At 69.8% G+C, this 24,146-nt stretch carries 25 protein-coding genes and 1 riboswitch; of the genes, 9 read left to right on the top strand and 16 right to left on the bottom strand.

Annotated features, from left to right (window positions below):
• Positions 1-55: 55 nt before the first annotated feature.
• Both HJG52_RS11100 and HJG52_RS11095 read right to left on the bottom strand, forming a co-directional pair.
• Positions 56-1,513, bottom strand: a complete 1,458-nt coding sequence (locus HJG52_RS11100) for a hypothetical protein (RefSeq protein ID WP_171243648.1) — start codon at positions 1,511-1,513, stop codon at positions 56-58.
• Positions 1,506-2,006 (bottom strand): SigE family RNA polymerase sigma factor, encoded by a 501-nt coding sequence (locus HJG52_RS11095; protein WP_171243647.1) that lies wholly within the window; start codon positions 2,004-2,006, stop codon positions 1,506-1,508. The genes HJG52_RS11100 and HJG52_RS11095 overlap by 8 nt, the downstream gene beginning before the upstream one ends.
• A 171-nt stretch (positions 2,007-2,177) precedes the next feature.
• Between HJG52_RS11095 and HJG52_RS11090 the strand changes: the two genes are divergently transcribed.
• The 6 genes from HJG52_RS11090 (at position 2,178) to purH (ending at position 6,984) form a co-directional block, all read left to right on the top strand.
• Positions 2,178-3,419, top strand: coding sequence for a cell division protein PerM (locus HJG52_RS11090; RefSeq protein WP_171243646.1), 1,242 nt, complete (start codon positions 2,178-2,180; stop codon positions 3,417-3,419).
• Between the two features lie 97 nt (positions 3,420-3,516).
• A complete protein-coding gene (locus HJG52_RS11085; protein WP_171243645.1) occupies positions 3,517-3,768 on the top strand; it encodes a hypothetical protein in 252 nt (83 codons plus the stop codon).
• Between the two features lie 60 nt (positions 3,769-3,828).
• Complete coding sequence (locus HJG52_RS11080; RefSeq protein WP_171243644.1) at positions 3,829-4,197, top strand: hypothetical protein; 369 nt, start codon at positions 3,829-3,831, stop codon at positions 4,195-4,197.
• Positions 4,194-4,475: a hypothetical protein gene (locus HJG52_RS11075; RefSeq protein WP_171243643.1), complete on the top strand. Its 282-nt coding sequence runs from the start codon at positions 4,194-4,196 to the stop codon at positions 4,473-4,475. Before HJG52_RS11080 ends, HJG52_RS11075 begins: the two co-directional genes overlap by 4 nt.
• 136 nt (positions 4,476-4,611) lie before the next feature.
• Positions 4,612-5,244, top strand: coding sequence for a phosphoribosylglycinamide formyltransferase (gene purN, locus HJG52_RS11070; RefSeq protein WP_171243642.1), 633 nt, complete (start codon positions 4,612-4,614; stop codon positions 5,242-5,244).
• Positions 5,245-5,322: riboswitch (ZMP/ZTP riboswitch) on the top strand. It abuts the gene before it with no gap.
• Positions 5,323-5,349: 27 nt separating this feature from the next.
• Positions 5,350-6,984, top strand: a complete 1,635-nt coding sequence (gene purH, locus HJG52_RS11065; protein WP_171243641.1) for a bifunctional phosphoribosylaminoimidazolecarboxamide formyltransferase/IMP cyclohydrolase — start codon at positions 5,350-5,352, stop codon at positions 6,982-6,984.
• Between the two features lie 127 nt (positions 6,985-7,111).
• On the opposite strand, the gene bar is transcribed toward purH, so the two are convergent.
• The 3 genes from bar to HJG52_RS11050 all read right to left on the bottom strand — a co-directional run bounded on the left by bar (position 7,112) and on the right by HJG52_RS11050 (position 10,642).
• Positions 7,112-8,254 carry a barbiturase gene (gene bar, locus HJG52_RS11060; RefSeq protein ID WP_171243640.1) on the bottom strand — a complete coding sequence of 381 codons (1,143 nt, stop codon included), beginning with the start codon at positions 8,252-8,254 and terminating at the stop codon, positions 7,112-7,114.
• A gap of 5 nt (positions 8,255-8,259) precedes the next feature.
• On the bottom strand, positions 8,260-9,264 hold the full coding sequence (locus tag HJG52_RS11055) for a carbamate kinase (protein WP_171243639.1): 1,005 nt from the start codon (positions 9,262-9,264) through the stop codon (positions 8,260-8,262).
• Between the two features lie 121 nt (positions 9,265-9,385).
• Positions 9,386-10,642 carry a PucR family transcriptional regulator gene (locus HJG52_RS11050; RefSeq protein ID WP_346767686.1) on the bottom strand — a complete coding sequence of 419 codons (1,257 nt, stop codon included), beginning with the start codon at positions 10,640-10,642 and terminating at the stop codon, positions 9,386-9,388.
• Between the two features lie 130 nt (positions 10,643-10,772).
• On the opposite strand from HJG52_RS11050, the gene HJG52_RS11045 reads away from it, so the two are divergent.
• Both HJG52_RS11045 and HJG52_RS11040 read left to right on the top strand, forming a co-directional pair.
• The gene (locus HJG52_RS11045; protein ID WP_240977789.1) at positions 10,773-11,894 is read left to right on the top strand and encodes a ferredoxin reductase; all 1,122 of its coding nucleotides are present in this window, start codon (positions 10,773-10,775) and stop codon (positions 11,892-11,894) included.
• 52 nt (positions 11,895-11,946) lie between these two features.
• A complete protein-coding gene (locus HJG52_RS11040) occupies positions 11,947-13,287 on the top strand; it encodes a fatty acid desaturase family protein (RefSeq protein WP_171243637.1) in 1,341 nt (446 codons plus the stop codon).
• Positions 13,288-13,377: 90 nt separating this feature from the next.
• Here the strand turns inward: HJG52_RS11040 and HJG52_RS11035 are convergent, their stop codons facing one another.
• The 6 genes from HJG52_RS11035 to HJG52_RS11010 form a co-directional block, all read right to left on the bottom strand.
• Positions 13,378-13,989 (bottom strand): HAAS signaling domain-containing protein, encoded by a 612-nt coding sequence (locus HJG52_RS11035; protein ID WP_171243636.1) that lies wholly within the window; start codon positions 13,987-13,989, stop codon positions 13,378-13,380.
• Positions 13,986-14,738 carry an HAAS signaling domain-containing protein gene (locus tag HJG52_RS11030; protein ID WP_171243635.1) on the bottom strand — a complete coding sequence of 251 codons (753 nt, stop codon included), beginning with the start codon at positions 14,736-14,738 and terminating at the stop codon, positions 13,986-13,988. Before HJG52_RS11030 ends, HJG52_RS11035 begins: the two co-directional genes overlap by 4 nt.
• Entirely contained in the window at positions 14,735-15,079 is a 345-nt protein-coding gene (locus tag HJG52_RS11025) for a PadR family transcriptional regulator (protein ID WP_171243634.1), read from the bottom strand. Before HJG52_RS11025 ends, HJG52_RS11030 begins: the two co-directional genes overlap by 4 nt.
• Positions 15,080-15,288: 209 nt before the next feature.
• A complete protein-coding gene (locus tag HJG52_RS11020) occupies positions 15,289-15,951 on the bottom strand; it encodes a hypothetical protein (protein ID WP_171243633.1) in 663 nt (220 codons plus the stop codon).
• A gap of 288 nt (positions 15,952-16,239) precedes the next feature.
• Positions 16,240-16,857, bottom strand: coding sequence for a hypothetical protein (locus HJG52_RS11015; protein ID WP_171243632.1), 618 nt, complete (start codon positions 16,855-16,857; stop codon positions 16,240-16,242).
• Between the two features lie 17 nt (positions 16,858-16,874).
• Positions 16,875-18,041, bottom strand: coding sequence for a CoA transferase (locus HJG52_RS11010; protein ID WP_171243631.1), 1,167 nt, complete (start codon positions 18,039-18,041; stop codon positions 16,875-16,877).
• Between the two features lie 154 nt (positions 18,042-18,195).
• Here HJG52_RS11010 and HJG52_RS11005 point away from each other — a divergent pair, with 154 nt between their 5' ends.
• The gene (locus HJG52_RS11005; protein WP_171243630.1) at positions 18,196-18,636 is read left to right on the top strand and encodes a VOC family protein; all 441 of its coding nucleotides are present in this window, start codon (positions 18,196-18,198) and stop codon (positions 18,634-18,636) included.
• Positions 18,637-18,660: 24 nt separating this feature from the next.
• Here HJG52_RS11005 and HJG52_RS11000 read toward each other — a convergent pair whose 3' ends face one another.
• The 5 genes from HJG52_RS11000 to HJG52_RS10980 all read right to left on the bottom strand — a co-directional run bounded on the left by HJG52_RS11000 (position 18,661) and on the right by HJG52_RS10980 (position 24,140).
• The gene (locus HJG52_RS11000; RefSeq protein WP_171243629.1) at positions 18,661-19,257 is read right to left on the bottom strand and encodes a DinB family protein; all 597 of its coding nucleotides are present in this window, start codon (positions 19,255-19,257) and stop codon (positions 18,661-18,663) included.
• 12 nt (positions 19,258-19,269) lie between these two features.
• Positions 19,270-21,228 (bottom strand): hydantoinase B/oxoprolinase family protein, encoded by a 1,959-nt coding sequence (locus HJG52_RS10995; protein WP_171243628.1) that lies wholly within the window; start codon positions 21,226-21,228, stop codon positions 19,270-19,272.
• Positions 21,228-23,399 carry a hydantoinase/oxoprolinase family protein gene (locus HJG52_RS10990; RefSeq protein WP_171243627.1) on the bottom strand — a complete coding sequence of 724 codons (2,172 nt, stop codon included), beginning with the start codon at positions 23,397-23,399 and terminating at the stop codon, positions 21,228-21,230. The genes HJG52_RS10995 and HJG52_RS10990 overlap by 1 nt, the downstream gene beginning before the upstream one ends.
• 112 nt (positions 23,400-23,511) lie before the next feature.
• On the bottom strand, positions 23,512-23,895 hold the full coding sequence (locus tag HJG52_RS10985; RefSeq protein ID WP_171243626.1) for a PIN domain-containing protein: 384 nt from the start codon (positions 23,893-23,895) through the stop codon (positions 23,512-23,514).
• Positions 23,892-24,140 (bottom strand): type II toxin-antitoxin system Phd/YefM family antitoxin, encoded by a 249-nt coding sequence (locus HJG52_RS10980; protein ID WP_171243625.1) that lies wholly within the window; start codon positions 24,138-24,140, stop codon positions 23,892-23,894. The genes HJG52_RS10985 and HJG52_RS10980 overlap by 4 nt, the downstream gene beginning before the upstream one ends.
• Positions 24,141-24,146 lie beyond the last annotated feature (6 nt).

The following is a 24,146-nucleotide window of genomic DNA, read 5'->3' as shown; positions in this document are numbered from 1 at the left end:
AGCGCCTCTTTGTCGGGTGGAGCCCCACGCCCCGGCGGGTATGCCGCGTGGTCGCCTACTTCTGCCGGGCGAGCGCGAGCAGCCGGTCGAGCTGGGCGAAGCCCTGCGCCTTGGTGCCCTGGAAGCCCTGACCGTCGCCGGTGCCGTGGAAGGTGATGACCGACACCGCGCCCGGGGTCCTCATCCGAGTGACGCCGACGTACTGGTACGTCGTGCCGCTCGCCTCGGTCGTGACCTTGGTGGTGAGCAGGTAGGTGCCGGGCTTCGGACCGGCCTCGGCCGTGACCTTGTTGCCGCCCTTGGTGCACCCCTTCATCACCAGCTCGCCGACTCGCGTGACATCGGCGTCCGCGAGCTGGTCGGCGTCGGCGTCATCGAAGAGGCGGACGCGCTGCTTGCCGATCAGGTAGTCGTCCGGGCCGGCCTGCACGGCGACGACCCCGACCCGACCGGCGATGCCGGCTTGCTGGTCGTCGGTCTCGCAGTCGACGATGGCCAGGGACGCCAACGGGTCAGCCGATGCCGCACTGGGCTTGGCGCCCGAGTAGAACAGTGGGTCACGCCACTGCGAGGCCGCGACGAACAGGTTCGATGAGGGCACCGGGTCTGGTCCGCTCACCGGCATCTTCTCGTTGACCGCCTTGGGTCCCGCGCTTGTCGCGTCCGTCGACGAGCTGGGCGCGGAAGTGCCAGTGCCCGACGCTCCGGCGCCGTACCGCTCGAGCCGCTGCCGGGCGATGGCGCCCAGGGCGGCGACCTGCTGCTGCGTGTACTCGGCGTCGGACTCGATCGAGGCCGTGAAGCTGATCAGGGTGACGGCCCTGGGGCCGGTGACGACGGCCCACCAACCGGAGCCCGCGTCGCCGGCGGTGAACGACAAGGTCGTGACGCCGTTCGACTCGGACTGCTTGGTGGCCTTGTAGTCGGGCCCCTGCTGGCAGCCCTCGATGTCGGTGACCAGCTGGTCGGCCACCGTCGACGGGTCGGTGCCGCTGCCCAGCTCGAACAGCGCCTGCCCGCCCTCGAACTTGCCGTTGTCGAGGGTGATCTGTTGCCGCTGGGTCAGCCCGTTCGGCACGGAGGTGAGGCAGTCGAAGGTGCGGAAATCATCCGACTTCGGGTCCTGGTCGGTCAGGCGCGACCCGTTCGGCAGGCCCAGCGTGTCCGACCACTCGGTCAGCAGCGGCAGCGGGCTGGCCTGCCCGAGGGAGCCCGTCGTCGTCGGCGACGGGGAAGCCGACGACGACGAGCTGGTCGACCGGGTCGCGGGCACGACCGGTGACTGGTCGGCGGTGGGCCCCCACACGGCATACCCGACCCCGCTGGCGACGATCACGGCAGCCGCGGCGGCGGCACCCACGGTGAGAAACCGGCGGCGCCGCAGCGCACGCCCCCTGGCCTTGACGAACCGCACGTCGGGCATGGGTGCCGCCTCCACGTCGCGGCGCAGGGTCGCCATGGCGCGACGCACGAGGGCGTCGTCCGCCTCGTTCCACTCGTCGATGTCAGCCATGGGTGTTCTCCTCGGGCGAAAGGGCCTGGGCCAGGAGGGCTCGGCCCCGGTGCAGGCGGGCCTTGATGGTGCCTGCGGGGGTATTGGTCTCGTGGGCGATCTGGTCGATGGACAGATCGCCGATGTAGTGCAGGGCAACGGCTTCGCGGACCGGGTCGGGCAGCTCACGCATCGCTGCCACGATGGCGACCCGGTCCTCGCTCGGCGGGCCGGTCGTGTCGTGCGTCCCGTGTCGGGTGTAGGCGCGTTCCTGGGTGGTTCGCTTGCGCCAGTTGGAGATCGCGATGCGGCGGGCGACAGTGCGCACCCACGCAAGCGGGTCGTCGGCCGCGCGGACCGTCGACCACTGCTGCCACGCCTTGGCGTACGCCTCCTGCGTGCTGTCCTGGGCGACGGTCAGGTCACCGGTGAAGCCGTACACGAGGTGCACCACTCGCCTGGAGGTGGCCCGGTAGAACGCGTCGAACTCCGCCTCGGCGGACTGCGCGCCCATGGACACCTCCCCGGTGGTTGCTGATCGTGCACCCAGGGTCATCACACCGCAGCAGACGCGGCCGGGGCGGGACGGGTTGCGGCGCGTTCGGGGTGAATTTTGCTGTGAATCGCGGGGCGCGCGGCGTGGGTCGCCGGAAGTCGCGGGCCGGTCAGCGACGATGGGTGCGTCATGACTGTCATGGAGCTGCTGCGGGGGACGGGGACCGGTGCGTCGAACCGGGGGGCGGTCGACCCGGCGCGAGTGCGGCGAGCCGTGCTCTCGGGGGCGGGTGCGGCCGCGGTGGGGGCGTGTGTGTTCATCCTGCCGGCGCTGATGGTGTGGGTCGCGGCCAGTGAGAGCACGGTGTCGTGGACGTCCGCCCTCGGGACGGGCGCCGCGTTGTGGCTGCTTGGTGGTGGGGCGCACGTGACGGTCGGTGCGTTGCCGGTGACGGTCGTGCCGCTGCTCTTCCTGGGGTTGCTGGTGTGGCTGGGCGGGCGCGCGGCGGCGCGGGCCACGGCCGAGGCCGCGGGTGACCGCACGGTCGTCCACGTGCGTGGGCTCGTGCACGGACGGCTCGCTGCTGAGCTCGGCGGCTGGGTCGGTGGGTATGCCGCGTGCGCGCTCGTCTGGGTGCTGCTCGCCTATGCGGCCGGTCCGGACCCGGTGTGGTGGACGGTGGTCGTGCCGGTGCTCGTGGTACCCGTGGCCGCAGCCGGGTTGGCGCTGCGGCAGCACGTGGCGCGGCGGCCGGAGCTGTTGGGGGAGGCCGCGGTGCGGCCCTCGTGGCTGCCCGAGGCGGTGCGGCGCGGTGTGCGGCCGGGGCTCGAGGGCGCCGCGACGTTGCTCACGATCGGTGTCGCACTGGTCGTGCTCATGGTCGTGCTGCACTTCGGTGCAGTGAAGAACCTGCAGTCCGAGTTGGCGCCCGGGATGGTTGGCGGGGTCGTCCTGGCGCTCGCGCAGCTCACGGTGCTGCCCAACCTCGCGCTGTGGGCGGTGTCGTTCCTGGCGGGATCGGGTTTCTCCGCGGTGGAGGGCGCGTCGGCCACGTGGACGGGCGCACGCTCGTCGGTGTTGCCGATGGTCCCGGTGTTCGGGGCGCTGCCGGAGCCGGGGGCGTTTCCGGGGGTGATGCCCGCGGTGGTGCTCGTGCCGGTCGCGGTGGGGGCGTTCGTCGGGTGGCGCTCGCTGCGCTCCGTGGCGCGGCTGTCGACGGCCCGCACCAAGCTGACGGTGACGGCAGTCGCGGTCGTCGTGACCGCACTGACGATCGGGCTGCTCGACGCTCTCGGGGGAGGGTCCCTCGGCGCTGGTCGGCTCGCCGACATCGGCGCACCGGCGCTCGCGATGACGGCCGCCCTGTTCGTCGAGCTCGCGATCGGCGCCGCGCTCGTTCTCGGCTGGGACCGCTGGAAGCTCCGTCGCTGACCCTTGGTCGTCACCGATGACACCTGAGCGAGTGGCCGAGCTGGAAGTTCACGCGACCGGGTCTCACCGGGCTCGCCTTCCTCATGGGGAGTGACAGATGACCCGCTGGCAGTACTTCACGATCACGCCCGGACCGGAGATCGGCGATGGGTGGATCCGGTTCGGGCGGCGTGATCTCGACGGCGTCAACTACACCTGTCAGACTCTTCGCAGGGCGGGCGTGTGGGAGGACAGTGACTACCTCCAGCGGTATTACCTGCTGGGCAGCAACGATCACTACCTGACCGATGTCGATCCGGATACGGCTGCGTCCCTCATTGAGCAAGCGCACCGACATGGGCGCTTCTAGCGGCTCCCGGACGAGCCGTCACAGATGAGTTAGTTGTTGCTCACCGCTCAGAAGGCAGGCATGGAGTTCAAGCATCTGCAGGTGACGGAATCCTCTCGCGGCGGCACTCCCGAGCCGCAGCTGGTCGACTACCTCAACCATGGAGCCGTGGTCTTCGCCGGGCGGATGCGCAAACCGGACCCGTACGACGCGTCTGTCGGGGATGTCGTGGGGGTTGGGATGATGACGGACGGTGAGTGGCTCTGGGCCTTTGCCGACGCGTATTTCGTGCAGAGATACAACTTCGAGGTCCCGCAGGCATTCCTCGAACGCGTCGCGGCGAACGGCGGGGTTGTTCCCGAGGTCTCTCAGGAGACGCTCCTGGCTGCGATGGCCAGCATGCAGCCCGCAGAGTCGGTCGAGCATGGGGTTCTTGGGAGCGACGAATGACTCAGTGGCAGTACTTCCTCATCACCTATGGACCCGAGGTCGACGTCCCTAGTGTGAGTTTCGGGCGCCGGGACCCCGCAGGCCCGCAATACAACTGTCAGACGCTGGACCGTGCCGGCGAGTGGGTGGACAGCGAGAAGTTGAGCCGCTACTACCTGCTCGGAAGCAACGAGGACTACCTGACCGACGTTGATCCGGACACGGCCGCGTCTCTGATCCGGGAGGCGCACGAGACCGGGCGCTTCGCGCGGCTTCCCGACGAGCCGACGCGCAGGTGACCTGGTCGTCGCGAGTTCGGCGGGTACGCCGACGACCTGTGCAGGTCACCTTTCGCCGTCGGCTGCGAACCTCATGACCCACCTTGCGCGCCCAGCCTGCTGACCGGGCCGCGAGCCCCCTCGCTATCGTCGTCCTGTGACGACGCCGACGCCGCCCACCGAGCCGACCGGCATCGTCGTCCTCGTCTCGGGGTCGGGCACCAACCTCCAGGCGCTCATCGACGCGGCCGCTGACCCGGCATACGGCGTGCGCATCCTCGCAGTAGGTGCCGACCGGGCTGGGATCACGGGGCTCCACCGGGCGGCCGCGGCCGGCATACCAACCTTTGTATGCCGCGTGGCCGACTTCGTGACGCGCGCCGAGTGGGATGCCGGGCTGGCGTCGCGCATCGACGACCACGCGCCGGCGTTCGTGGTGTCGGCAGGGTTCATGAAGCTGCTCGGACCCGAGGTCCTGGGGCGGTGGACCGTGATCAACACCCACCCCGCGCTGCTGCCGAGCTTCCCTGGCGCCCACGCGGTTCGGGACGCGCTGGCGGCCGGCGCGACCGAGACCGGGTGCACGGTGCACGTCGTCGACTCCGGTGTCGACACCGGTCCGGTGATCGCGCAGGCGCGGGTGGCCGTCGAGCAGGACGACACCGAGGACTCGCTGCACGACCGCATCAAGGCACTCGAGCACCCGCTGCTCGTGCAGGTCGTCGGTGAGGTCGCGCGCGGTGAGCGGAGCCTGCCCACCGTGGACGGAACTGGTCCGCAGGGCCGTTAGAATCGCTGCGACAACTGGCGAGGGTGGACCACCACCGGGGAGTCACGCGCCGGGACATCGCCCGCCTGGGTGTCCCGCACCGTTGCAACCGACCGCGGAGAACCCATGAGCTCTGTCAGCAAGCCCGGCCCCAGCCAAGACGTCCGCCCCGTGAAGCGGGCACTCGTCTCCGTCTACGACAAGACCGGGCTGGAGGACCTGGCCCGTGGTCTGCATGAGGCTGGCGTCGAGATCGTGTCGACTGGCGGCTCGGCCAAGCTGATCGAAGGGCTCGGCGTCCCCGTGGTCGAGGTCGCCGACCTGACCGGGTTCCCCGAGTGCCTCGAGGGGCGCGTCAAGACCCTGCACCCCAAGGTGCACGCCGGTGTGTTGGCCGACACCCGCAAGCCCGACCACGTGCAGCAGCTCGCCGACCTGGGGGTCGAGCCGTTCGACCTGGTGGTGGTGAACCTCTACCCGTTCCGCGAGACCGTCGCGTCGGGCGCCGGGCCGGACGAGGTCATCGAGCAGATCGACATCGGCGGACCCACCATGGTGCGGGCCGCCGCCAAGAACCACCCGAGCGTCGCCATCGTCACGGACCCCGCGGCATACCCCTCCGTCCTGGAGGCGGTGCGCGGCGGCGGGTTCACCCTCGCGCAGCGCAAACTCCTTGCGGCACAGGCGTTTGTGCACACCGCCGACTACGACAACGCGGTCGCAAACTGGATGGGCAACGCCTACGTCGACACCTCGGACGGCAGCGGCTTCCCGGCGTGGACGGGCGCGACGTGGCAGCGCAAGGCGGTGCTGCGATATGGCGAGAACCCGCACCAGCGCGCCGCGATCTACACCCACTGGCGCGCCGGCGTCGCCTCGGCCGAGCAGCTGCACGGCAAGGAGATGTCCTACAACAACTACGTCGACGCCGATGCCGCGGTACGCGCCGCGCACGACCACGGCGACCAGCCGACCGTCGCGATCATCAAGCACGCCAACCCCTGCGGCATTGCGGTCGGCGACACCGTCGAGGAGGCGTATGCCGCGGCGCACGCGTGCGACCCCGTCTCCGCATATGGGGGCATCATCGCGACGAACCGGCCCGTGAACGCGGCGATGGCGAAGGCCGCCAACGAGACGTTCAGCGAGGTGATCGTTGCGCCCGGGTTCGACGACGACGCGCTGGAGCTGTTGCGGGAGAAGAAGAACCGGCGCCTGCTGCTCCTGCCTGAAGGCATGGGGAAGACCGCCGACCCGATCGAGTTCCGGCCGGTGAGTGGCGGGGTGCTCGTGCAGACGGTCGACCGGATCGACGCGAAGGTGGCGGGTGAGGACGGCGCCGTGACCGGTGGTGACGACGCGGAGAACTGGCGCCTTGTCGCCGGCACGGCCGCCGACGAGGCGACGCTGGCCGACCTGCAGTTCGCGTGGCGGGCGGTGCGTGCGGTGAAGTCGAACGCCATCCTGCTCGCGCGCGACGGGGCCTCGGTCGGCATCGGGATGGGCCAGGTCAACCGGGTCGACTCGTGTCACCTCGCGGTCAACCGGGCCAATGCCGACGGTCAGGACCGGGCGCGCGGCGCCGTCGCAGCGTCAGACGCGTTCTTCCCGTTCGCCGACGGGCTCCAGGTGCTGCTCGACGCCGGGGTTCGCGCGGTCGTGGCCCCGGGTGGCTCGGTGCGTGACGAGGAGGTCATCGCAGCCGCCGAGCAGGCCGGCGTGACCATGTATTTCACCGGCACCCGCCACTTCGCCCACTGACCCCAGCGCCCACTGACCCCAGCCCCGACGGGCCCTTTGGCAAAACGGGGGTTGCTGACACGAAACGGTGGTTCCGCAGCCCCGTTTCATGCACGCAACCCCCGTTTTGCGGCGGCAGCTGGTGGGATCAGTCGAGCTGGGGCGCGCGGTAGCCCGTGGGCTCGCCCGTGCCGAGGTCGATGATCGCGGCGACGGGACCACCCCCGTCCGGGCCCTGGTGCGCCGCCGACACCGACACGAACACGGCCGGGTCGCCCGTCACTGACGCCGTGACGCCACCCACCGCGGCCTTGATCTGCCGGTGCCAGTGCACGTCTGAGTCGTCAAGCATCGCGTTGCGCCGACCGCGCACTGCGCCGTCCTGACTCGCCTCGCACTTGAGGAAGACGTTGACCAGCCGCCCCTGCAGGTCCGAGGTGTGCGGCCGTTCGGGCAGGTCGAGCCCGGCGTCCTTGATCGCCGCCCAGATGCCGTCGGCGTCCAGCGCGTCACGCATCACCGAGTGCCCGATGCGGTAGCGCCCCCCGACGCCGCGCGCGTTGCCGACCACGACCACCTGCGCCCGGTCCAGCTCCACGCCCGACGAGCACGATGCCACCGACGAGTAGAGCGTCCGGTCGCGCAGCACGTCCTCGTCGCGCGGCATCTCGATTTCGCCGAGCGCGACTGCGATGCCGAGTGCGGTGCCACCGTTGGAGACGTCCATCGACGCGAGGGTGTCCTCGGTGAAGACGTCGTGGCCGCGGCTCTTGGCGTCACGGATGGTGTCGATCGTGAGCAGCGGCGTCTTGGTCTGCACGTAGTGCACGTCGGCCGGGTCGGTGATGCCGGCGCGTTCCATCGCCACCTTCACCGCGTCGGCCACCTTGGTCACCATCGCCGTGCGACCGATGTCCTCGGGCAGCAGCACCTCGCTCATCGCGAACCCGACGGTCAGCCGCGGCTCGTCGGTCTGCTCCGCCTTCTCGGGCGGCACGGTCGCGAAGATCGTGGCGTGCGGGCTGATGACGCCGTCGGTGCCACCGGACCACACGATCGGCACCTCCTTCACCTTCGCCGCGTCGGCACCCTTGGCGACCAGCACCTCGCGGAACGCCCGGTCGGCGATGATCCGCGTGTAGTCGTTGACCCCGCCGTTTCCCTCGGTCTTGCCGATGACGGCGATGACGCGGTCGGCGTCGATGACGCCGTCGTCGATGAGCTTGGCCAGCTCGCTGGCGTCGGTGACGCTGTGCAGCGGCACCTTGCGGACCTCGATGGCGTCTGGCATTGCTGTCACCTTCCTGATTCCGTTGTGCTGCTTGGTGTTTCGTGCTTCAAGACGGGGGTATGCCGCCCGCTCACCACCGTGCCCACGTCGCCTTCGCCACTGGCGACGGCGTTGACGGCCGCGGCGATCTGGTCGAGGGCGGTGATGACGCTTGTGCCGCCAGCGCGCGCGAACCGCAACGCGGCCTCGACCTTGGGGCCCATGGACCCCGACGCGAACTCGCCTGACGCGGCATACCTCTCGAGCTCGCTGAGGGGCACCCGGCCGAGCGGCCGCTCCTCACTCGACCCGAAGCCGACGACGGCGTTCGCGACGTCGGTGGCGATGACGAGCACGTCGGCCCCGAACGACGAGGCGAGAAGGGCTGCGGTGAGGTCCTTGTCGATGACGGCCTCGACTCCGTGCAGCACGCCGTCGGCGCTGCGCGACACAGGGATCCCGCCCCCGCCTGCGGCGACGACGATGTAGCCGGCGTCCAGCAAGGTGCGCAGGGTCGGTGTCTCGAGCACCTCGAGCGGCTCGGGGGAGGCGACCACGCGGCGCCAGCCCTTCTCGCCCCGGTCCTCCCACGTCTCGCCGTGCTCGATGAGGGGCTTGGCCTGGTCGCGGGTGAGGTAGCGGCCGATCGGCTTGGTGGGCTTGGTGAAACCGGGGTCGTCGCCGTCGACGAGGGTGCGGGAGACGATCGCGGCGACTGGACGATCGACACCACGTCGCGCGAGCGCCGCCTCGAGCGTGTCGAGGACGGTGAAGCCGATCGTTGCCTGGGTCTGGGCGCCGCACCAGTCCAGCGGGACGGGTGGGACGACGTGGGCGGCGAGCTCGTTCTTGACCAGCAGGTTGCCGACCTGGGGGCCGTTGCCGTGGGTGAGCACCACCTCGTGCCCGGCTGCCACGACCTCGGCGACATGGCCCATGGCGGTCGCGATCGCGTCGCGCTGCGCCTGTGGTGTGGCGCTGCCGTCGGGGCCGGTCATGGCGTTGCCACCGAGCGCGATCAGGACCCGCATGCCACACCTCCCACGGTCGGCCGACACGTCGATGAGCCGGTGCGGCGAGCCTAGGCAGGGCGGGGTGACGCGGGCGTTGGCAAGCAATGCCCAATGCGGATCCCTGCGTTGTCAGGTGCGTTCACTCGGCGCTCGGCGCCGCGAGAGCGATGACGAGGTCACGGACGGTGTCGGGGTCGTCGAGGCTGTCGCCGAACAGCTCGCGCAGCTGGCCCACGCGGTAGCGCACCGTCTGCGGGTGGACGAACAGCTGCTCCGCGACCGCCTCGCGTCGGCCGCGGTGCAGCAACCACGCGCGCAGCGTCTCCTCGAGCTTCGGCCGTTGGGTCTCGGTGAGTTCGTCGAGGGGGGCGAGCACGCGTCTGCGCAGGTCGGCGAGGGCTTCCCGGTCGGCCGCCACCACCAGCTCGGCCAGGTGGGCGTCAGTGTCGTATGCCGCGCGGCCGCCGTCCGCAGCCACCGTCGCCTGCGCGCGTCGTGCCCGGTCGTAGGAGACGGCTACCTCGCGCCAAGGGACGGTTTGTCCGATGACCAGGCCGAGCCGTGATCCGTTGTCCACCAATGTCTTTCGTGCCTTTGCGGTCAAGTTCGGGAGCAGCAGCGCACACGTGTCGTCGTTCGGTGGTGCGTCGGGCAGCTCGCCCTCGACGACGAGGCTCGAGGGGTCGACGAGGGGTCGCACTTCGCGGAGCTGCTCCTCCGAGACGAGGACTGCGGTAAGCGTGCGAGGTGGCTGCCACGACGCGCGCGCGGCATGCCGGTCGACGGTCTCGTCGCTGACGCCTCCGCGCAGCAGGTCGCGGGCGACGCGGTCGAGCTGCTGGCGGTGGTGCCGCTCGGCGGTCGCGAGCTCCGCGGCATGCCCGGCCACGCTGGCGGCGGACAGCTCGTCGATGTAGGCGAACACGAGCTCGGCGAACCGTGCCAGCCTGGCCGAGTCGAGCTCGGCCTCCACGGCGACGGCCGACAGCTCCCGCCACGAGACGCGGGCGCCGATGCGGTAGGCCGACAGCAGCGCGTCGAGGCTGCGGCCGTTGCGCGCCTCGCCGCGGCCGAGCTCGTACGACGCGGCCTGGGCCGGGCGCAGGGGACTGCTCGGGTCGGTGCTGCGGGCCGCGAGGGTGAGGAAGCCGCCGAGCGCGGTCCGCACCGCCGCCTCGATGGTGTCGACCATGAAGGCGCGCGCCGCGGCATACGCGGGCACCTCCTCGATGATGGCCTCAACGGCGTCCTCGGCGACCCCGGGCAGGGCCTCGCGCAGCCGGGTCTCGACCCGGGCGGGCAGCTGCAGGCCAGCGGCCCGGTCGACGGTGATCGCCTCGGTGCGCCTCCCGCTCGTCGGTGCCACGCCCCGCCCGGCGGATGTGGGCGTCGTCACGCCAGGCGCCGCGCCCGCGCGAAGGCTGGGCCTCGATCGGCCATCTTTTGTCATCTGCGCACAATTCCTTCCGCCAGGATCACCCGGACTGGTCAGGAGTTTAGGCCAAGTTGTCGGAGAAACTTGATCCATGACCGCTGCAGCGACCCCGCGCACCACCACGAACGCGGCCCGGACGCGCGGCATACCCATGGCTCGGCTGCGTGACGCCGCCCTGCGCGTCGCGCACGCGGTCACCACACCGGTGCTCCCAGCCGACTACCTCGATCTCATCGCTCCACTGCGCGCGGGCGCCGACCTGCGCGGTCGCGTCGTCGCCGTGACGCCCGAGACGGCCGACGCCGCCACGGTCGTGATCCGCCCGGGTCGCGGCTGGCGCGGCCACGTTCCCGGCCAGTACACCCGGATCGGCGTCGATGTCGATGGCGTTCGCAACTGGCGCGCCTACTCCCTGACCTGCCCGGTCGACGCCGCCGACGGCCTCATCTCGATCACCGTCAAGGCGATCCCCGACGGCAAGGTCAGCAACCACGTCGTGCGCGACCTGCGCCCCGGCACGCTGATCCACCTCGACCAGGCGACCGGCGACTTCACGCTGCCGACACCGCGCCCCGCGAAGGCACTGTTTCTCACCGCCGGCTCAGGCATCACGCCCGTCATGGGCATGCTGCGCAACCACCTCGCCGAGCTACCCGACGCCGTCCTCGTGCACAGCGCGCCGACGCCGACCGACGTGATCTTCGCGGAACGACTGCGCGAGTGGGGCGGGCGCGGCGACCTGCGGCTCGTCGAGCGGCACACCGACACCGACGGCATGCTCTCGCCCGCCGACCTCGACGAGCTGGTGCCCGACTGGCGCGAGCGCGAGACGTGGTGCTGCGGGCCGACGGGCATGCTCGACGCCTTCGAGGAGGCGTATGCCGCGGCGGGCCTCTCCGAGCGACTGCACACCGAGCGCTTCCGCCCGGTCGTCGTCGCCGAGGGCGAGGGCGGCACCGTCACCTTCGCTGCCCAGGGCAAGACCGTCGAGGCCGACGGCGCGACGCCGATCCTCGACGCGGGCGAGGAGGCCGGCGTGCTGATGCCGTCCGGCTGCCGCATGGGTATCTGCTTCGGCTGCGTCGTGCCGCTGCGCCAAGGAGCCGTGCGCGACCTGCGCAACGGTGAGCTGACCGTCGCCACGGAGGGTGACGGCGTGCGCATCCAGACCTGCATCTCGGCCGCCGCGGGCGAGTGCGAGATCGACCTCTGACCCGCTCAACGCTACTGACTTCGACGAATTACGCTGCGACGAAAGGACTTCCGTGACTGCCACTGCGAACCGACCGACGACCACCCTGGGTGACGAGCAGTTCGACCTGTCGATCGACGGTCGGCTGGCCGGCACGCCGCGCGCGCCACAGAACACCACCAAGGTCGGCTCGCGCCTGTCCGTGGCCGCCAAGGAGCGCAGCTTCGTCCCCAAGCCCTCGGGCAAGCCCGACCCGGCCGGTCACCTGTCCGCCGAGGACATCGAGGCGCTCGGCGCCGAGCTCGACGCCCTGCGGCAGGAAGTCCTCGACTCGCGCGGAGCCAGCGACGCGGCATACATCCGCAAGGTCCTGAAGTGGCAACGCGGACTGGAGATGGGCTCGCGAGCCGTCCTGCTCTTCTCGCTCTTCCCGCCGGCGTGGTTCGTCGGCACCGCGGGCCTGTCGGTCGCGAAAATCCTCGAGAACATGGAGCTCGGGCACAACATCATGCACGGGCAGTGGGACTGGATGCGCGACCCGCGGATCCACTCCCAGGAGTGGGAGTGGGACAACGCGAGCCCGAGCGAGTTCTGGAAGCACAGCCACAACGAGCTGCACCACACCTTCACCAACGTGATCGGCCGCGACAACGACCTCGGCTACGGCATCATGCGGGTCGACGAGGACCAGAAGTGGTACCCGTCGTACCTCACGCAGCCGCTCGTCAACTTCATCAACATGGTGTTCTTCGAGTACGGCATCGCGGCCTACGACCTCGAGGTCGGTGCGTACCTCCAGGGCCGCGGCAAGGACAAGGAGACGTTCCAGCGCGACCTCAAGAAGGTGCTGCGCAAGATCGGCCGCCAGGCGCGCAAGGACTACCTCGTGCACCCACTGCTGTCGGGGCCGTCGTTCTTCCAGACCGTGGCCGCCAACTTCGTCGCCAACACGGTGCGCAACGTGTGGACCCACTCGGTCATCATGTGCGGCCACTTCCCCGAGGGCGTCGAGACGTTCGCCAAGCAGTCGATCGACGGTGAGACGCGCGGCGAGTGGTACCTGCGGCAGATGGTCGGGTCGGCAAACATCAGTGGTAGCAAGGCCATGCACCTCATGACCGGCAACCTGTCGCACCAGATCGAGCACCACCTGTTCCCCGACCTGCCGAGCAACCGGTATGCCGAGATCGCCCCGCGGATCCGCGAGATCTGCTCGCGCTACGGCCTGTCCTACACGACCGGGCCACTGCCCAAGCAGGTGGCGTCGGCGTGGAAGCAGGTCGTCGTGCTGGCGCTGCCCAACCCGCAGGAGGGGCGTTCGCGGGTCGGCATCGCGGCCGAGGCCGTCGGCAAGCGGGTGCGTCGCAAGCTGCGCAACCGTCGTATGCCGCGTCGCGCCTCCGCGACCGCCTGACCCCGGGCGCTGGCGCCTGGGTCAGCTCGTTCGAGGTAATCCGCTACCCGGAACCGGTAGCCGAGTACCTCGAACCGTCGGTGTGGCGGACTAGCTCGACGCGGCTGCGGCCCGAGCGAGCTTGACCAGTCGCCAGACGAAGAAGTCGCAAAGCGCAACGATCGGGATGACGCTGAAGACGGAAGGATCGATCGTGACAGTCAACAACGCAACGAGTCCGGCTGACGTTGCCACCCAGGCGGGGTAGATCAAGGCTGACAACCATTGGTCGCGGCGGTCCCAGGCCGGGGCCATGAACGACAGCGCGACCGTCGCACACCAGGGAAGAGCCCACGCCGTGCCTCGCAGCAGGATCCCGGCGGGGCCGGATGCGACAAGGATGGAGAACGCGCCAAGGGCGAATCCCACGACGTTGAGAGCGCATGAGGTGAGCGCCTGCCAACGCGGGACGGGGCGTGGGGCGGTGGGCCCGACAGCCGTCCGGCCGGCATACGCCTCGTCGGCGATGGCCTGGGGTGGGCCGAGCTCGGCGAGGGCCGCTCGCACCTCGTCGTCGGAGGCGCCGGGCCCGACGGCACCTTCGAGGTGCTCGCGGACGCCGGCGAGGACCTCAGCGCGCTCGCCAGGCTCGACGCCGTGGAGCAGCAGCTCGAGGTCGCGCAGGTAGGCGGCAGCCAGCGGGTGCGTGGTCGGTGCGGTCATGACGGCCGACTGACGAGGGGGCTGCTCGGGGCGCTTGCGCGACGCAGACCGGCGGGGATGTCGCGGCCAAAGATCCAGACGGCCGCGATGATGATGACCGCGAGGCTGATCCACGCACCCACATTGATCCCGATCTCGGTTCGCGTGATGGCGTAACCGATGGCAGGCAGTCCCGCGATCAGCACCAGCGACAGGGGCGCGACCGCAATCATGCGGATCCGCTCGGCTCGCGTCCACAGCGGTGAAGGCACAGTGAGCGCTGCCACAGGGAGGGCCACCGTGAACAGGTGCCACGGGAGAGCGAACAGCACCATGGTGGAGTCGAACTCTGTCACCCGTGTCTTCACCTCCCCGTCCGAGGATACGACGGTCTCGGTCGAGTAGCCCAGGCCGCCGAGAGCCACGGCCACGAGGGTCAGGAGGCCGAGGCCCAGGATGCAGGCCACGACGATGGGAACCCAGGGCCGCGATATGGCGCCCCTGGCCGGGGCCGGCGGAGCAGACGGGGCGCGCGCAGGTTCGGGCGACCGGCCGGCATACGCCTCGTCGGCGATGGCCTGGGGTGGGCCGAGCTCGGCGAGGGCCGCTCGCACCTCGTCGTCGGAGGCGCCGGGCCCGACTGCTCCTTCGAGGTGCTCGCGGACGCCGGCGAGGACCTCAGCGCGCTCGCCAGGCTCGACGCCGTGGAGCAGCAGCTCGAGGTCGTGCAGGTAGGCGGCGGCCAGCGGGTGCGTGGTCGGTGCGGTCATGACTGTCCCCCTGAGAGTGTGCTGTCGACGGCGTCGCGGAACGGTTTCCAGGTGCGGCGGAAGGCGGCCAGCGACTCGCGCCCCTCGCTGGTCAGGGCGTAGTAGCGCCGTGGTGGTCCCTCGGTCGACTCCTGCCAGCTGGTGTCGACCAGACCGGCTTTGCGGAGTCGGGCGAGCAGTGGGTAGAGCGTGCCCTCGCTGGCGAGGAGCACCCCGTCGGCGGTGAGGCGACGGGCGATGTCGAGGCCGTAGAGGGCCTCGCGCTCGAGGAGGGCCAGGACGCAGTACTCCAGCGCACCACGACGCAGCTGCGTCAGGATGATGTCGTCGCCGGGTACCATGCGACACAAGATAGCTCCTCGCGGGCGATCCGCCAATGGTCGAGTGCGCGCCAGCAGCCCCGCCGAGGAGTGGCGGGGTGCGGGGCAAAGTCACGCTGGTTCTTGGGCTGCCCGCCCCGCGAGGAGCTGGTCGTAGCTGCCACGGATGAGGTCCCACTCGACGCGTTCGCCCTCGGAAGTCGCCCTGACAGAACGCCGAGTGCTTCCGGTCAGTCGATGTCGATACCTCGGTCATAGTCGTAATTGGCCACCATCCGCTCGCGGACTGGGCCCACCCCGTCAAACGAGTACGTGACGCGGCATGCGACCAGGTCTACCGACTCCTCCATGAGCACTAGGTCGACTGCGTTGCCCGGATCGAACAGGCTGGGAACGCCGAACGCCACTGACTCGCCAGCGTGGACAAAGGTTGGAGCTTCGGGCCCTACCAGAGGAATCTCGGTCGCCGATTCGGTGCTCGAACTCTTCTTGTACCGGTGCCCGTACCGGACGAGAACGGCACCGTGGACGTATACCGCCGCGTCGAGCGGCAACACGAAGATGGTGTGGAGGTCGTAGCCGGGCTGTCCCTTCTTGGTCCCGGACGCTCGATAGCTGAGGGTGGCAATGCTGTCACCAACCACGACGTCGCGCGGTACGTAGTCGCGCTCGATTTCGAAGTCGACTCGCGCGGTCGAGGCGGCCACCAATGCCGCGCTCTTGCTCGCTTCTGCGGCGAGTTTGGCACTCTCCGCAGCAGTCTCTGATGACCTCGTGAGTCGCCAATTTAGGTACGTCGTCCAGGCGGTGATGACGACCAGCACGATCGTGAGTCCAACGGTGATCCACCCTTGGGCGAGTGACGCGCCGTCGCTCGCGTCTGCGAAATGCATGCCATGAAGATAGGCCGAATACGGTCGTTGAGGTTGCCCTTCCACGATCGGGCGCGAGAGGTGACTCGGGCTCCAAGCGCGATCCTTGCGACTGACGAGGGGTACTGGTAGCCCAAAGCCCAATTGTCCAACGCCCCTACGACCGCGATGTCGTTGCGGAATCCTACGGACCGGTCAGCCTCTGGTAGCCCGATGCTGGCGTGGACATGAGACACGCCAGCGCCGGGCCTGACCCCACCGACTGTGCTCGACCCACGGGAGGAAGTGGTCGGGTCGCTCCCGGGCGCGTCAGTCCGACGGGGGCGGGCAGCTGTCGATGGTCACGTCGGTGCAGATCCAGAACTGGACCGGCACCCTCATCCGGTGCCGCACGAACCCGGCGCGGTAGACGACCTCGTACCCGTCGTAGTGCCAGCTGCCCGGCTTGGTGACCTTCACGCGCACGAGGATCGGGACACCCAGCCCTGGCGGCTTGTCGCCGCGATTCGAGGGCAGGACCTGTCCCGAAGCGTCGGTTCGTTCGGCTGCCGGGACCAACCCGTAACCCGGACCGTCGCTGAGGCCGATGCGCGGGTCGGCCGTCGGCGTGAGTTCGACGGCGGTGGTTGTGAGGCCGTCCGCCGCCCCTTGCGCCGCAACGGGTTTGATGCTGTCGACGTGCACCGGCAGCCAGCCGTGGTTGACGAGGCTCGTGTTGCCATCGGTGACCTCGGAACCGACGGGCCGGGTCGTGCCGACGCCATAGCCCCGAGGCGGACCCAGCGGCCCGTTGCCCGTCCAGATCCCCAGCGCGCACAGGGCCAGGTTCACCGTGACGAGCAGGCCGATGGCGCACACGAACTGCCGCCGACGCACACTGCGATCAGGTCGTGCCCCCGGGGCCGCTTCGTGGACGTCCACCCCCATGGCCGGAGTATGCCGCGTCAGTCCTCCTCGTCGAGCCACTTTCGGACAGACTCGTCGTGCTGGCCCAGCGAAGGCGGGGCGTCATGCTCAGCCCGCCCGCCGGCATACCCGTTGTCGTCAAAGCGAATTGGCGGCCCGGGCAGCTCGATCGGGCCGAGCGTGGGGTGGTCGACGGAGATGACGAGTCCCTGCGACCGCGTCTGGTCCCAGTCATAGACGCGGTCGATGGTGCGCACTTCGCCTGCGGGCACGCCGAGCTCGGCGAGGCGGGGGAGGAGCTCGTCCATCGGGTATGCCGCGAAGGCGCCGTTGAGTGCGTCCCTCACCTCGGTGGGGTGCTCGATGCGCGCCCGGTTGGTCGCAAGGGCAGGTGTCGTGGGGTCGATGCCGAACGCCTCGGCCAGCCTGACCCAGAGAGACTCGCTGCCGACGGCGACCTGGATGTCGCCGTCCTTGCAGTGGAAGAGGCCGTAGGGGGAGACGCTCGGGTGGTGGTTGCCCTGGGCGTGGCCGACGTGGCCAGCAACCGTGTAGGCGGTGCCCTGGAAGGCGTGCGCGCCGACGATGGCCGCGAGGAGGCTGGTGCGGACGATGCGGCCCTTGCCGGTGCGCTCTCGCTCGTGGAGTGCCGTGACGACGCCGAACGCGCCGTACATGCCGGCGAGCAGGTCGCCGATGGGGACTCCGACGCGCTGAGGGGTCTCGGCGTCGGGGCCGGTGACCGACATGATCCCGGCCTCGCCCTGCGCGATCTGGTCGTAGCCGGCTCGCCCGCCCTGCGGTCCGTCGTGGCCGAAGCCGCTGATCGACAGAATGACCAGGCGCGGGTTGAGCTCGTGGAGCTGGTCGGTGGAGAAGCCGAGCCGGTCCATGACGCCGGGACGGAAGTTCTCGATGAGCACGTCGGCGCGCTGGATGAGTTTGGTGAGGACGTCGCGGCCGTCGTCGGACTTGAGGTCGAGGGTGATCGACTCCTTGTTGCGGTTGGCGCTGAGGTAGTAAGTGGAGATCGGATCGTCATCGGGGCCGACGAACGGTGGTCCCCACCCGCGGGTGTCGTCACCGGCCGGCGACTCGACCTTGATGACGCGGGCGCCCATGTCGCCCAGCATCATCGCGGCATGCGGCCCGGCAAGGGCCCGGGAAAGGTCAACGACGGTGATGTCCTCCAGCGGTGCACTCACGTCGTCATCTTGTCAGGGCGCGGCGATGTCTGGGAGGTGGTGACATCAGCGGGAGGCGAGCCGAGCCCGCCGCAACGGTGCTGCCAAGCATGGGGCGACATCGGCGGGGCCAAACAGTCACCCGAGGCCGGTGAGCTGGGTGAGGATGACACCCATGACTAACGACATCCGCTTCGACCATGTCGGCATCACCGTCGCCGACCTCGACACGGCAGTGGAGTTCTTCACGGGCCTCGGGCTGGAAGCCGGTGACCGGATGACGGTCGAGGGCGAGTTCCTCGACACCGTCATCGGCATGTCCGGTGCACGCACCGAGATCGTGATGCTGCGGCTCCCGGGCGGCGGGACCACCGTCGAGCTCTCGACCTTCGTGCGCCCCAACCACGAGCCGGGCTCGCCCACGGCCATGGCCAACGAGCTCGGCATCCGCAACGTGTGCTTTGTCGTCGACGACCTCCAGGCAACCCTGGATCGCTTGGCTGCCAACGGTTACGGGCTCGTGGGCGGCATCGGCACCTACGAGAACGCGTTGCGGATGGCCTACGTCCGCGGGCCGGAAGGCATCATCGTGTCGCTGGCCGAGAGCCTCGGATGAGACCGGCCGCCACCGCGGAGAGCCTTACCTCGCACCACCGGAGGGCGTCCCGTCGAACCGGTCCGCCAGGGCGGTGAGCCTGCCGACATAAGCCGCCCAGTCGTACTCAGACGGAACGTTGTCAGACGGACCCCGCCACCCGACACTGCCGTCGACCGACTCACGAAGGATGTCGGCCTGCCCACCGTGCCCGGCCAGGTCGGTGAGGAGGTGGACCAGGATCTGGTGCAGGGTGACCTGCTCACCGCCCCAGTGCGGCACATGGCCAACGGCGTCCAGCGACAAGGCCTCGATGGTCTCGTTGCCGTGGCCGATGACGCGCCGGTAGAGGTCGATCGTGCCCGCGATGCTCTCGCTCTCGGTCGCGTACCAGTCGGCCTGCGGGTCGACCACGTCGTCGGGGAGCAGCTCCGCGGACTGCGGGAAGGGCCGATCGAACGTCGTCCCGAGGTAGACGGCCTCGACGTGCGTGACGTGCTTGATGAGGCCGAGCAGGTTGGTGCCGGTCGGCGTCCTCGGCAGCCGCGCCTCACGCTCCGAGAGGTCCTCGACCTTGGAGATCAACGCCTCGCGGCGGGCGTCCAGGTAGCTGCGCAGAGTGGCTTTGGCATCAGCGGTCATGGCAAGCGGCCCTCACAGCCAGTCGACATCGGCAGCGGTCCTGCCATCGGCAAGGCTCGCATAGCCGGGTCCGCGGTCGAAGAACGGCACGTCACCGGCGGCCGCGCGCTGCTCACGCAGCTCGGCGCGCAGCTCATCGCTCGCCTCGACATCGATGCTCGGCTTGTCTTTCGTGCCCGACGCCACGACCCCGTATGCCGTCCGCGCACCCTCGAAGGACACCTTGCCCCAGCGCAGGTCGCGCTCGACCTCGTCGTACGGGCGCTCGAGCGGGTCGCCCCAGCCACCGCCACCCGTCGTGCGGATGCGGATGACCTGCCCGGCCTTGACCGGCTCGGCATCGGCGAGGGCGTCGACCTCGCGCTCGGACGGGCCGCCGGGGTCGATGGTGACGCTGAACGGCATACCTGCCTTGCCTCCCTTGACCCCCCAGCAGGCGAGGATCGAGCGGTCGGCGATCGACATGAAGTGCGCGTCCTCGAGCATCCGGATGTGCTTCTCGTAGCCAAGGCCGCCCCGATAACGGCCAGCACCACCGGAATCCACCGCCAGACCCAGCCGCTCGACCACGAACGGGAAGCGCGACTCGGTGAACTCGGTCGGCAGGTTGCGGGAGTCGGGGACGACGTGGATGGTGTCCTCGCCGTCGGCGTAGTAGCGACCGCCGGAGCCACCGCCGAGGACCTCGCGCATGAGGTAGGGGTTGCCGTCGCGGTCGTTGCCGTAGACGCCGGTGTAGCGGATCGTCTCCTGGTCGGCGGGCATCCGACCGTCGACGGCCTTGGCAACCACGCCCGCGAGTACCCCCAGCAGCCGCAGGATGACGAACGTGCGCGCATTGGTCGGTGCGGGGTAGATCGGCGTGAGCAGCGTTCCCTTGTCGGGGAACCGCATCTCGATGAGCGGCACGATGCCCTCGTTGACGTCGAGCTCGGCCATCCGCTCGGGCGTGTCGGCGAGGTTGCGCAGGATCGGGGCGAGCCACTTCTTGAGGAAGTTCCCGCCGACGTAGTCGCCGCAGTGGTTGATGGGGCCCTTGGCCTGCGGGCTGGTGCCGGTGAAGTCGATGATGATGCGCGGTCCGGCGGGTCGGCCGTTCTCGGGGTCTGCGGGTGCGTCGCTGACCTTGGTGAGCGTGATGCGCTGGGTGTGCAGCTGGGGCTCGTCGACGCCGTCGTGTTCGGCGTAGTCCTCCCAGACGTAGGTGCCGTCGGGGATCTTGGCGAGGATCTCGCGCCGGTAGGTCTCCGTGGTCCGGTCGAGGATCGCGTCGAACGCCGCCTCGATCTCGGCCCGCCCGTAGCGCTCGAACAGCTCGGACAGCCGTCGCGCGCCCATGAGACAGGCGGAGCACTCGGCATCCAGGTCGGCGGCGAGCGAGTCGGGCATCCGGCTGTTGCGGGTCATGATGCGCAGCGCCGCCTTGTTGGGAACTCCCTTGTCCCACAGCTTGATCGGCGGCACCGAGAGACCTTCCTCGTGCACGCTCGTCGCGTTGCTCGGCATCGACCCGGGCACCGCGCCGCCGATGTCGTCGTGGTGTCCGAACGCCTGCACGAACGCCACCACCTCGGGCCCGTTCCCCGAGTCGTGGAAGACCGGCACCGTGACGCACAGGTCAGGCAGGTGCCCGATGCCGCCCTCGGACTCGTAGACGTCGTTGTGGAAGAAGACGTCACCCTCGGCCATCTCCGCCAGCGGGAAGTCGCGCGCCACGGGGTGCACGAGCGCCGAGTAGGACCGCCCGGTGAGCTTGCGCAGCTGCCGGTCGTGGATGCCCGCGCGGAAGTCGTGGGCGTCGCGGATCATGGGGGAGCGACTGGTGCGCGCGATGGCCGTCTCGACCTCCATCTCCACGCTGGCGAGGGTGCCCTGGACGATCTCGACGAGGATCGGGTCGACGGGCGTGCCCTCGGCGGTGAGGCGGTGGCCGTGCTCGTATGCCGTGGGGAGACCTGCCGTGTTGACCATCAGTGCGTGCCTTCCTGGGTCGCTGCGGCGCTGGGTTCCGTTGCAGGCGAGTCGGATTCACGTCGGATCACGAGGTTGCCGAAGTCGTCGACCCGCACCTCGAACCCCGGGTGCACCGGCACCGTCGACCCGAACTCCTCCACGATCGCCGGCCCCGCAAACCTGTCCCCGGCGCGAAGGTCTGGCCGCCAGTAGACGGGCGTGGCGGCATACCCATCGTCGGCGTCAAAGCACACCTGCCGGCTGCCGCGAGTCTTCGGAAGAATTCCCACGCTGGAACGTGCAGATTCTTCCGAAGACTCGCCAGCGCCGGGGCCAGTGTCGGCGCCGCCGAGGGGGCGCAGCTCGGGGCGGGTGATGGGGCCGATGCCGGTGACGCGCAGGTTGACCCACTCGACCTGCTGGGTGGGGTCGCCGGAGAAGTCGTAGCCGTAGAGCGCCCGGTGCGCCTCGTGGAAGGCCGCGGCCACACCCTCCGCGTATGCCGCGTCGACGGGTCCGTCGGGGGCCGGCACCCGCACCTCGAACGCCTGGCCGAAGTAGCGCAGGTCGATGCTGCGCGCGAACTGGTGCTCGTCGGCCGAGAACCCTTCTGCAGCAAGAGCTTTCGCAGCACGGGCGGTGAGGTCGTCGAAGGTCGCCTGGACCGCGGCGAGGTCGAGGGCGGAATGCCGGGCGACTGCGGTCTGGACGTAGTCGTTCTTCACGTCGACCGTCAGCAGCCCGAACGCACTGACGTTCCCGGGGTTCGGCGGCACGACGACCCCGGCCAAGCCGAGTATGTCGACGAGCCGGCAGGCCAGCAGTGACCCCGACCCGCCGAACGTCGTCAGCATGAAGTCGCGGACGTCGAGGCCGCGCTTCACCGACACCTGCCGCAGGGCGTTCGCCTGGTTCCAGGCGGAGATCTCGAGGATGCCCGTGGCGCACCGCGTCGGGTCGAGCCCGAGTCGGGCGGCCAGCTCCTCGATCCCGGCCCGCGCGGCATCGACATCGAGCGGGATCTCGCCGCCGAGCAGGTGCGGCGGGATCCGGCCCAGCACGACGTGCGCGTCGGTGATGGTCGGCTCGGTGCCGCCCTTCGCGTAACAGAGCGGGCCGGGGTCGGCGCCGGCCGACTGGGGACCGACCTTGAGCGTGCCCTCGGGCGAGATCCATGCGATGGAGCCACCGCCCGCGCCCACCGTGACGACGTCGATCATCGGGATCTTGCTCGGGTAGGCGCCGACCGTGCCCTCCGTCGTCAGCGTCGGCTCGCCGTCGAGCACCACCGACACGTCCGTCGACGTCCCACCCCCGTCGCACGTCAGCACCTTGGCAAAGCCCCCGTTGCGCGCGATCAGCCCGGCCCCGAGGGCTCCCGCGGCCGGCCCCGACAGCACCGTCGTGATCGGCTGGTTGACCACCTCGTCGGCGGACAGCACGCCACCGTTGGACTTCATGATGGAGAACGGGATCCCGGGTGCCAGCTCGTCGAGCCGCTCGTGGATGTTGCGCACGTAGCGCGACACGTTCGGCTTCACCGCCGCGTCGACGAGCGTCGTCATCGACCGCTCGTACTCGCGGTACTCCCGCAGCACCTCGCTCGAGATCGACACAACGGCCTCGGGGTGCTCGCGTAGCAGCACCTCCCGCATCGCCAGCTCGTGGGAGTCGTCTGCATAGGAATGGAGGAAGCAGACCCCGATTGTGGTGACACCACGCTCACGGAACCACCGAGCGGCAGCCACCGCTGAAGCCTCGTCAAAGGGACGGATCTCGTTGCCCTGGAAGTCGATTCGCCCACCGACCGTCCGCACCAGGTCGGCCGGGACGATCCGCGGCGGCTTCACCCAGAAGTACGAGTTGCCATATCCATCGGGCACTGCCTGCCGCGCGATCTCGAGCATGAACTCGTAGCCCTCGGTCGTGACGAACCCCAGCCGCTCGACCTTGCCCTCGAGCAGCTTGTTGGTCGCGACGGTGGTGCCGTGGCTGACCGACGAGATGTCCGCACCGGTCGCACCCATGAGGTCGAGCACCTTGGTCACGCCGTCGATGAACCCGTCCGCCGGGTTGCTCGATGTCGACGGCGTCTTCGTCGTGACCAGGTCGCCGGTGGCCTCGTCGAGCGCCACCACGTCGGTGAACGTACCGCCGGTGTCGATACCGATCCTGATGCGCCGCGCCATGCGTGCGATTCAACCGACCGCGCGCGTGGCCGGGCGTCGGCACAAGTTGCCAACCGTGCTCCACAGGGAGGGTGAGGTATGCCGCGTGGCCGGCCACGCGGCATACCTCACCTCACTCTCGGGCGTCGACGGTGAGCTCAGGTGCGGCAGCGAGCAATCGGCGGTCCGAGGTGAGCAGGCGCATGCCTTCGGTGCGTGCCTGGGCCAGCAGCATCCGGTCGAGCGGGTCGTGCCGAGCGAGCTCGGGGAAGGACGCGATCGCCCCGGCGTGCTCTGAGGTCAGGGGTAGCTCGCGCAGCCCGGCGCGGCGAGCGCCATCCGGGAGCGAGCCCATGAGCCGGAGCTTTCCGACCATCTCCTTGATCGTGAGCTCAACGACACTGATGGGGGAGAAGTAGGCCGGCGTCTGAGATCCCAACCGTTGTCGGCACAGGGGTCCGAGCCGCGCGTCCGCCGTCAGAAGCCACAGGAGCGCGTTCGAGTCCAGCAGGATCACTGGCGGGGTTCCTTGGCTGCGAACATCGCCTCGATATCGGGGTCGGGCCCATCGACCACGTCGGAGTCATACTCGACGCCGACCCAGCCCTCAACGCCGAACTGGATCTCGACGTCCTCGTGCACGACGAGGTCGACGACCGGCTTGCCGGCGCGCGCGATGGTGACCTTCTCGCCGGCGAGCACCTTCTCGATCAGCTTGGACAGCTGCGACTTCGCCTCGTGGACGTTGACCTGGGTGGGCATGGGGCA

It is taken from the genome of Knoellia koreensis, from assembly GCF_013041615.1.
Lineage (GTDB): Bacteria > Actinomycetota > Actinomycetes > Actinomycetales > Dermatophilaceae > Pedococcus > Pedococcus koreensis.
This window is presented reverse-complemented; position numbering and strand designations above follow the sequence as displayed.